At 46.2% G+C, this 8,510-nt stretch carries 9 protein-coding genes; 2 read left to right on the forward strand and 7 right to left on the reverse strand.

Going from position 1 to position 8,510, the window contains the following annotated elements; all coding sequences use genetic code 11:
- Nucleotides 1-79: 79 nt before the first annotated feature.
- The 4 genes from CA600_RS29950 to CA600_RS29965 all read right to left on the reverse strand — a co-directional run bounded on the left by CA600_RS29950 (nucleotide 80) and on the right by CA600_RS29965 (nucleotide 2,263).
- A complete protein-coding gene (locus tag CA600_RS29950) occupies nucleotides 80-757 on the reverse strand; it encodes a winged helix-turn-helix domain-containing protein (RefSeq protein ID WP_094874734.1) in 678 nt (225 codons plus the stop codon).
- A 393-nt stretch (nucleotides 758-1,150) separates the two neighbouring features.
- Entirely contained in the window at nucleotides 1,151-1,519 is a 369-nt protein-coding gene (locus CA600_RS29955) for a rhodanese-like domain-containing protein (RefSeq protein WP_094874735.1), read from the reverse strand.
- A complete protein-coding gene (locus CA600_RS29960; RefSeq protein ID WP_256990074.1) occupies nucleotides 1,519-1,932 on the reverse strand; it encodes a rhodanese-like domain-containing protein in 414 nt (137 codons plus the stop codon). Before CA600_RS29960 ends, CA600_RS29955 begins: the two co-directional genes overlap by 1 nt.
- 10 nt (nucleotides 1,933-1,942) lie before the next feature.
- A complete protein-coding gene (locus CA600_RS29965; RefSeq protein ID WP_094874737.1) occupies nucleotides 1,943-2,263 on the reverse strand; it encodes a rhodanese-like domain-containing protein in 321 nt (106 codons plus the stop codon).
- Nucleotides 2,264-2,365: 102 nt separating this feature from the next.
- Between CA600_RS29965 and CA600_RS29970 the strand changes: the two genes are divergently transcribed.
- Nucleotides 2,366-2,650, forward strand: coding sequence for an ArsR/SmtB family transcription factor (locus CA600_RS29970; RefSeq protein ID WP_036675735.1), 285 nt, complete (start codon nucleotides 2,366-2,368; stop codon nucleotides 2,648-2,650).
- Nucleotides 2,651-2,656: 6 nt separating this feature from the next.
- A complete protein-coding gene (locus CA600_RS29975; RefSeq protein WP_094874738.1) occupies nucleotides 2,657-5,254 on the forward strand; it encodes an FAD-dependent oxidoreductase in 2,598 nt (865 codons plus the stop codon).
- Nucleotides 5,255-5,427: 173 nt separating this feature from the next.
- Here the strand turns inward: CA600_RS29975 and CA600_RS32020 are convergent, their stop codons facing one another.
- The 3 genes from CA600_RS32020 to CA600_RS29985 form a co-directional block, all read right to left on the reverse strand.
- The gene (locus CA600_RS32020; protein ID WP_256990073.1) at nucleotides 5,428-5,559 is read right to left on the reverse strand and encodes a hypothetical protein; all 132 of its coding nucleotides are present in this window, start codon (nucleotides 5,557-5,559) and stop codon (nucleotides 5,428-5,430) included.
- Nucleotides 5,560-5,749: 190 nt separating this feature from the next.
- Complete coding sequence (locus CA600_RS29980) at nucleotides 5,750-7,582, reverse strand: RCC1 domain-containing protein (RefSeq protein ID WP_094874739.1); 1,833 nt, start codon at nucleotides 7,580-7,582, stop codon at nucleotides 5,750-5,752.
- Between the two features lie 52 nt (nucleotides 7,583-7,634).
- On the reverse strand, nucleotides 7,635-8,510 hold an 876-nt coding region (locus CA600_RS29985), incomplete at its 5' end, for an exosporium glycoprotein BclB-related protein (RefSeq protein ID WP_306440432.1).

An 8,510-nucleotide genomic window follows, 5' to 3' on the forward strand; every position in this document is an offset into this window, starting at 1 on the left:
CCCATTCTACGGGATTTATACCGTTCTTTTACTCATATCTCGCCCAATAGCTCTATTCAACGGAGTTTATACCGTTCATTCACCACATATGAAAATCACTAAAAGAATGAACATATTCATAACGACAAACTCTACCGCTTACCTGGGAAACTACCGGATTGAACCTTCCTTTCTCAGAGAGAGACTTCATATACTTCCTAGCCGTCCTAAGATCAATCCCAAGCTCCCTCACCAAATCAACCGGCCGGATGCACCCATTCGAACGCACAGCAATCCGTAAAATATCACGTTCCAGTCGGCTAAACTCCCTTTTCTCCTCCATTTTCACAGCGAGGTACGGCATCAGCAATGGTCTTAACAAAGTAATCGTAAGTTCAGGACTTGCATCCAGATCATCATAAGGAATAGCGACCACCCGATAACCCGCGATTTGCAGATAAGTCTCTCGATTCAGCTCCTGCCTGTAGCGCGTTCGGTCTGTATTTTGTACATGTGGGCCGTAGCCCTTTACTTCAAATGCAAACTTAACCTGTCCAGGCTTCCACACAAAATCAACAAAGTAGGGCTTGCTACGCCAATCCACCACTTCATATTCAGGATGAAGGTCATTGAAATGCCCCATCATAGGCCACCATACTTTCTCCAAAAACATCCGCTCACCATGGCCATGTCCCCGCTCCAATCTCCCCCGACGTTCTCCTGTTCTTCGACTAATATGATCCTCTAACCACTTACGATGCTCTTCCGCAAATCCCATACTTTACACTCCTCCTTGGCATAAAAAAATCCCGCACCCAATATGGGTACGGGACGTGCTTCATCCTATTACTCAAAAGTATAGTATTCACTTTCTAATACTGTCAATAACACTCAACAGCCAACACTAGATCCAGCTAAATAAAACTTATCCAGCAAAAAAGCTAATTAGTTTAAAGTACGTAGCGATAAAGTAAGGTCAGCTAAGTTAGCTCACTACAGCAGTTCAGTTACAGTAAGTTAAATTAGTGCTAACTAACCTAGTTAGCACAGTTAGAGTAATCCATCTACATTTGCCTCACCACAGCATTCAGTTCCATTAAAAAAGCTAATTGGTTTAAGTACGTTAAAGCTACCTCAGGTGAACTATGCTCAGTACCAAATCCCCTAAAGCCTACCGTCGACTCAACTTCCCATCCCAGCTGCTTACCCCGCCCTGCAAATGTGCAAGCCGAGTATACCCCTGCTTACTCAGAATCGACGCTGCGCTTTTGCTTCGCATACCGCTGCGGCAGTAGAGTAACACATCCCGATCCTTCGGGATCTCACCGAGCCGCTTTTCCAACTGAGACAGCGGGATGTTTTTCGCCCCCGGAATAAATCCACTCTTGTATTCATCCGGTTCACGGACATCGATCAGCAGCTTATTTTTGGATTGCTCCATTTCGCTACGAAACTCTGCCACCTTCAAGGTTTTTACCCTTACAGTTACACTTTCGCTTTTGCCAAATCCAAGACGGGACATTAATGAGCTTAAATCCATTATCCTTCACAACAACCTTTCACCGAAATGTCGGAAAGCGTTCTTTTATTCCCTAAAAAATCACCATTTACCGCATATAACTTTCGAATGCCCTGCTTATAAAGAATTCTCGCAGCTTTGTTTCTTTTATAGTAACTATCAGCAAGAATTAGAATCGAATCGTCCGGAGATAGACAGTGCTGCCAGACATAGGCTAACCGCCCTATTGATATATTTATCGAGCCACGGATACTTTCCTTCTCATAATCTACGGCATCTCTTACATCGAGCATTTTCATATCCAATGTTTCATCTGCTAATTCTCGAACGTCGCGGGCTTCTACATAGGAGAGTGAGCGCAATGGCCAAACGGAACGTAAGAACCTTACAATACTAAAAGCAATTAATATACTTAGTAGGATCCTAAACACCATATTCACGCCATTACCCCCGTTCCAAATAATCATCCGTCCAAGCACTTAATCCACCCATCATATTTACAACATTATATCCCTTTTCGCTCAGCAGCTCACATGCCAGTCCACTTCGACCACCACTTAGGCACATCACAATCATCTCATCATTAGGATCTAGTTCATCTATACGCATTAACAGCTGTCCAATCGGAATATGCTTAGCACCAATCACATGTCCTTCCACATATTCAGCGGGTTCACGTACATCCAGCAGCGTAGGAGTCTCTCCATTCTTCAGAAGTTCCGCGACTTGCTGTGGGGTAATTTCCTTTGAAATTTTAAAAGACATCGAGCATCTCTCCTTCTCTTTTTTAAAAAATAACTTGATTTTCATATCACTATATCATAATATTACGATATAAGGATATTGTAAAGCGAGGAGTTCATAACCATGGACAAAAATTTCAAAGCCTATAACCAAACCGCCGAAACCTTAAAGGCTATCGCTCATCCCGTTCGCTTGTGCATCATTAAAGGACTGCTTGAAAAAGGCAGCTGCAACGTTAGTTTTATGCAGGACTGTCTCGACCTTCCACAATCTACGGTATCCCAACATTTGCAGAAGCTTAGATCGCTTGGCATTGTGGAGACCGAACGTAATGGACTTGAAATTAACTATTCTGTGAAAGACGAGAAGATCAAACATTTAATTCAGCTATTTCTTGGGGAGGAATAAATCATCATGAGTAAAAAAGTACTGATTGTCGGTGGAGTTGCAGGAGGCGCATCAGCGGCCGCCAGGCTTCGGAGATTAGATGAAGAGGCTCATATCGTTATGTTTGAGCGTGATCCATACATTTCTTTTGCTAATTGCGGACTACCTTATTATATCGGAGGTTCCATTCAGGATCGCTCCAAGCTGCTGGTTCAGACACCTGAGGCGATGCATAAACGTTTTAACATCGATGTTCGGATTGAAAGCGAAGTGGTGTCTATCGACCCTGTAAACAAGAAAGTACGAGTGGAAAGCAAGGAACGTGGTTCCTATGAAGAGAGTTATGATGCGCTTATTTTATCGCCAGGCGCTAAACCGATTCGTCCGAATTTACCTGGTATCGAGAGCTCCAAAATTCACATGCTGCGTAACATTCCCGACACTGACAAAATCAAAACCAAAGTCGCTGCCGAAGGTACTCGTTCCGCCGTTGTGATCGGTGGTGGGTTTATCGGTGTTGAAATGGCTGAGAACTTGAGAGAAGCTGGACTGGAAGTTTCCTTAATTGAGGCAGGCCCGCAAATCTTAGCTCCTTTCGATACCGAAATGTCTTCTATTTTGGCAAAAGAGCTCGACGAGCATGGCGTTAATCTTATTTTTTCGGATATGGTCCAAGGGTTTGCAGAAGTTGGCGAACAAATAGAAGTTCAATTAGCGAGTGGCACTGTGCTGCAAAGTGATATGGTTCTGCTGGCTATCGGCGTTTCGCCGGATACCTCTTTCCTGAAGGATAGTGGTTTAGAGTTCGGTCCACGCGGGCATATCTTGGTCAACGAGCGCATGGAAACAAATTTGGATCAGGTATACGCAGTTGGTGACGCGGTCGAGGTGGTTGATTTCGTAAACGGAACTAAAACCGCCATTCCACTAGCAGGCCCTGCCAATAAGCAAGGACGGATTGCAGCGGACAACGTTAGCGGTCTAGGTACGACTTACAAAGGCTCCCAAGGAACTTCTATCATTAAAGTATTTGGTGTGACAGGTGCTTCTACCGGTAATAATGAAAAAACACTTCAGCGTTTAGGCTTACCTTATCACGTGATTTACGTACATCCAAGCTCTCATGCAACTTATTATCCGGGGGCAACTCCAATATCAATGAAGCTGATTTTTGATCCAAAAGGTACGGTGCTCGGTGCACAAGCTGTTGGTTATAGTGGAGTAGATAAACGTATCGACGATATCGCTACAGTGATTCGTTTTAGAGGTACGGTTACTGATTTAACGGAATTGGAGCTTTCTTATGCCCCTCCTTACTCTTCCGCTAAAGATCCAGTGAATATGGCTGGCTTTGCCGCTGAAAATATTTTGAAAGGTATGACCACAGTATTCGTTCCTAAGGATTTAGAAGGTCGTGACCACAACAATACCATTTTAGTTGACGTACGTTCGGAAATCGAGCATGCCAACGGCCATATTGAAGGCTCTATTAACATCCCTGTAGATGATCTGCGTGGTCGTCTAGCCGAGCTTGACCCTAGTAAAGAAATTTGGGTGTATTGCCAAGTTGGACTTAGAGGCTATACCGCTTCCCGGATTTTGCAGCAAAAGGGTTTCCGTGTGAAGAATCTGACCGGAGGCTATAAGACATATCAACTGAGTAATTATTCGCCTAAAAAAAAAGATAGTTTAACGCCAAACGCAGGTATTTCAGCAGCCCGTAAAGAAATCGCAGCAACGGGAGCACCGACGGGAACTGACACTAGCAATGGTACTGGTACTGGGGCTGGCACTGCTTCAGCTGCAGCCAATACCAACGCTACAGCTTTCGCAGCCAACTCCAGCGCATCTGTATCCGCCACTGCCAAACAAGAATCGGATCTAACACCTGATTCCGTGCTTGATGCTTGCGGCCTATGCTGCCCTGGGCCGTTGATCCAAGTCAAAATGAGCATGGACCCGCTCTTGGACGGCCAAGTCTTAAAGGTAACGGCTTCCGATCCAGGATTCTATGAAGATATCAAGGCATGGGCTCGTATGTCGAAGCACACGCTTTTGCAATTAACGAAGCTGCCTACGGGCATGATAGAAGCTTATCTGCGCAAAGGTATTCCTGCGGATTCCATACCAACAGGAGCACAACCTGTCCAAACTAGTAACGCAAGTACGATGGTTGTATTCAGCGGTGATTTGGATAAAGCGATCGCTTCCTTCATCATTGCCAACGGAGCAGCCTCCAGCGGCAAAAAAGTAACGATGTTCTTTACCTTCTGGGGCCTTAATATTATCCGCAAGGATGAAAAAGTACCTGTGAACAAGAATTTCATCGGCAAAATGTTCGGAGCGATGATGCCACGTGGCAGTCGGAAGCTAACACTTTCGAATATGAACATGATGGGTATGGGCTCCAAAATGATTCGCTCTGTAATGAAGAACAATAATGTCTCATCTTTGGAAGAATTGATTCAAATGGCTGTCGACCAAGGCGTCGAGATCGTTGCCTGCCAAATGTCTATGGATCTTATGGGCATCACCCGTGAAGAACTTATCGACGGCGTGGGAATTGGCGGCGTTGGGTATTACCTCGGTCAAGCCGATCAATCTAGTCATAATCTATTTATCTAAATACCTTAACACCGCAAAAAGACTCCTCTATTTATATAGAAGAGTCTTTTTTACTTATCAAATAAGAAGGTTAAGAAGCATTCTAGTCTCATTATATGATCACCTGCCAAAATTGATAGGATACGGTTCACGATCCAGAAAAACGACATTTCTATTGTGTTAGTCGGCGTGGATCATTCCATCCTTCTGTACCATTGTCCATCACTCGCCGACGTTTCCGTAATATAAGCCCCTTCCAAATCGGTTACAGCTTCGGGTAAGACAAGGCACTTACGAGGTTCATTATCCGGGTAAAGACGGAGCAAGAACTTTTCTCCCCCATCAGTTAAAATGCGGAAGGTGACATGTTCGGATACATCATTTTAATAGTCATGCAGTCATGAGGATAGCTGTAGTGATAAAGTTATGAATATTAAAAGAATTTTCTCTTTTGGTCCTCATATAAAAAATAGGGAATCCACTGCACTTTGGCTTGGAATTCCCTACTTTTCAAATTTAATTAGTTTCTTCTACAAGTGGAATTGTAACCGGATCTATGACATTAGTATAAGTGCCATTACCAAGCTGGGCCAATCCATTGTAACCCCAAGTCAGCAAGGTTCCCTCCTCGCTAACCGCACCGCCGCTCATATACCCTGCACTAATAGTGACGATGCGACTGCCAATATCGAGCTTAGACGCGATGGAACGCTCCGACTCGGTTCCGCCACCGAGCTGGCCCTCGTTGTTCGCTCCCCATATCCATACGGTTCCGTCGCTCTTCAGCGCCATACTATGCAAGGCGCCAGCGGATACGCTGATCACTGAACCCAGATCCACCGCTTGAGCGGGAGTATAATGATCTTCGGATGTCCCATCACCCAAGATCCCCTTGACGTTCGTTCCCCAGCTCCATACGGTTCCGTCCTTTTTCACTGCCATGCTGTGATAAAAGCCGGCAGATACGGATGCAACGCCGCTTATTTCAGCAACCTGCACGGGAGTCGCGCGGTCGATCTTTGTGTTATCGCCGAGTTGACCATACGCATTGAACCCCCATGCGTAAACCTGACCATCGCGACTAACCGCTAGATTATGAAAGGCTCCGGCCGAGATCGATGCGATAGACTCCAACCCTGCAACCTGCACTGGTAATGCGCTATTTTCGGTGGTCCCATCTCCAAGCTGCCCGTATGCGTTAAGTCCCCATGCCCACACCGTTCCATCGGACAATAACGCTAACGAATGCTGCTCACCCGCTTGAACCGCTACGACACGCGCTAATCCAGGCACTTGCTGCGGCATAAGCTGGGACTCCAACGTACCATTACCCAGCTGGCCCACACTATTGCCTCCCCATGTCCAAACCGTTCCGTCCGTCGCGAGTGCGATGGAATGGTCTTGTCCAACGGATGCAGCGCTGATCTCCGGCAAACCAACCATTCGCACAGGCTTATTACGAGTAATGGTCGTGCTATCACCGAGCTGACCTTTCCTATTATTGCCCCAAGCCCATACGGTACCATCCGGCTGCACAGTTAATGTATGGAAGGAATTCCCGTTGCCCATGCTCATAACCGGACCAACCACACTTACATCATCAAGTGTACTAACCTTCAACTCGTTACTGATTGCTGATTTATTCCCCGTTTCGTCTATAGCTTGTACAAAAAAAGTGTATTCCTGTCCAGCCTTCAAGTTGACAGCCGTGTAGACTGTTGTGCTGACCGTTACTTCTGCCAACAGATTGGAGTCTTGATATAGAACATATTCCGCAACTCCGACATTATCCTCGGATGAACTCCATGCCAAGCTAATACTATCCGATGTGCGACCGATAAGACTTAGCTCAGGGGTACTCGGCGGTTCTTGATCGGCTAGTGGGAGTTCCTCTTCCTTCGTTGTCGGAGATTGTGCTTCTGCTGGAAGCGTACCTGCAATTAAAGGGAGGCTTATTTTGGACACAGGTCCAGATAAATTTACCGCTTGGACCGTGAATGTATAACTCCGGTCGGAAGCTAATCCCTTCACCGTATACTCCGTTAATCCACCTGAATCAAAGGTGTATACCACATCGGTCACGCTAGAATTGGTCTGCTCCACTAGGCTTACCTTATAACTCACATCGGAGTCAGAGCTTCCCACTACGGCATCCCAGGTAAGGCCGATGCTTGTAGAGGTTGTGCCGCTAACTGCAAAATTCGCCGGTGCAGCCAGCAGCTTTACCTGTTCAGAAGAGCGCCCTTTTGCATACCCCGCAGACGATGGGAATGGAATGACGAATGAAAATATAAGAACTAACGCCAACAATAAACTCAATCTTTTTTTCGAAACTAGTTTCCTGGCCATATTAATCACTTCCAATCAAAGAAGATGGATGATTCCAACCCTAAATCTTAAATTACTTAATCTCAATTCCGGCGCTGGCATATCCTGTTACAGCATTTATCAAGGTTAGTCCTGCAGCTGTAGATGAGAATACTAACATTAAGCGATCACCTGCCTGAACAGTCGCATTTAATCCTGTTGCTGATCCGGTACTAATAGATCCGATAGATATTACTCCCGTAAAACCAGGCGCAAAGGGTACTGCTGCACCACTAATAGGAGTAAAACTGTTGCTGTTACTACCCGCTTTATACATTTGTGCGTGAATGTTTACGGTTGTGCCTATTAAAGACATTGCTGTAGTTGTGCTGAAGAAAGCATACATGGAAGTGATCGTACCATTACGCGGAACGACAAACGCCTGGTTATATGGATCCTTTGTAGGATTCGAACCATTATTTGTAGTCAAATCTATTGTATTACCTGTTATCCTAGCTCCTGAGAACGAATTGCCAAATCCAAGCATCGCCACCGTGCCGGTTAATCCCCCGGCGATTGTTGTTACGGTAATTGGTGCTCCGGAAGAGAATGGAATTATTGTTGATGCGCCAGATGCCCCGGTGGCTCCCTGTGCGCCCGTAGGTCCCGTCGCTCCGGTTACCCCTTGAACTCCTTGAATGCCTTGGACTCCCTGTGCTCCAGTCGCTCCCGTTGCTCCCGTTGCTCCAGTCGCTCCGACTGCTCCTGTTACACCGTTTGCTCCAGTCGCTCCGACCGCACCTGTTACTCCGTTTGCTCCAGCCACTCCGGTGGCTCCAGTCGCGCCGACCGCTCCAGTTGCACCCTTAATTCCAGCCGCTCCAGTGGCTCCGACCGCTCCTGTTACTCCGTTTGCTCCAACCGCTCCGGTGGCTCCAGTCGCTCCGACCGCTCCAGTTGCACCCTTAGC

Origin of the sequence: Paenibacillus sp. VTT E-133280 (assembly GCF_002264385.1) — a bacterium.
GTDB classification, from domain to species: Bacteria; Bacillota; Bacilli; order Paenibacillales; family Paenibacillaceae; genus Paenibacillus_AQ; species Paenibacillus_AQ nitricinens.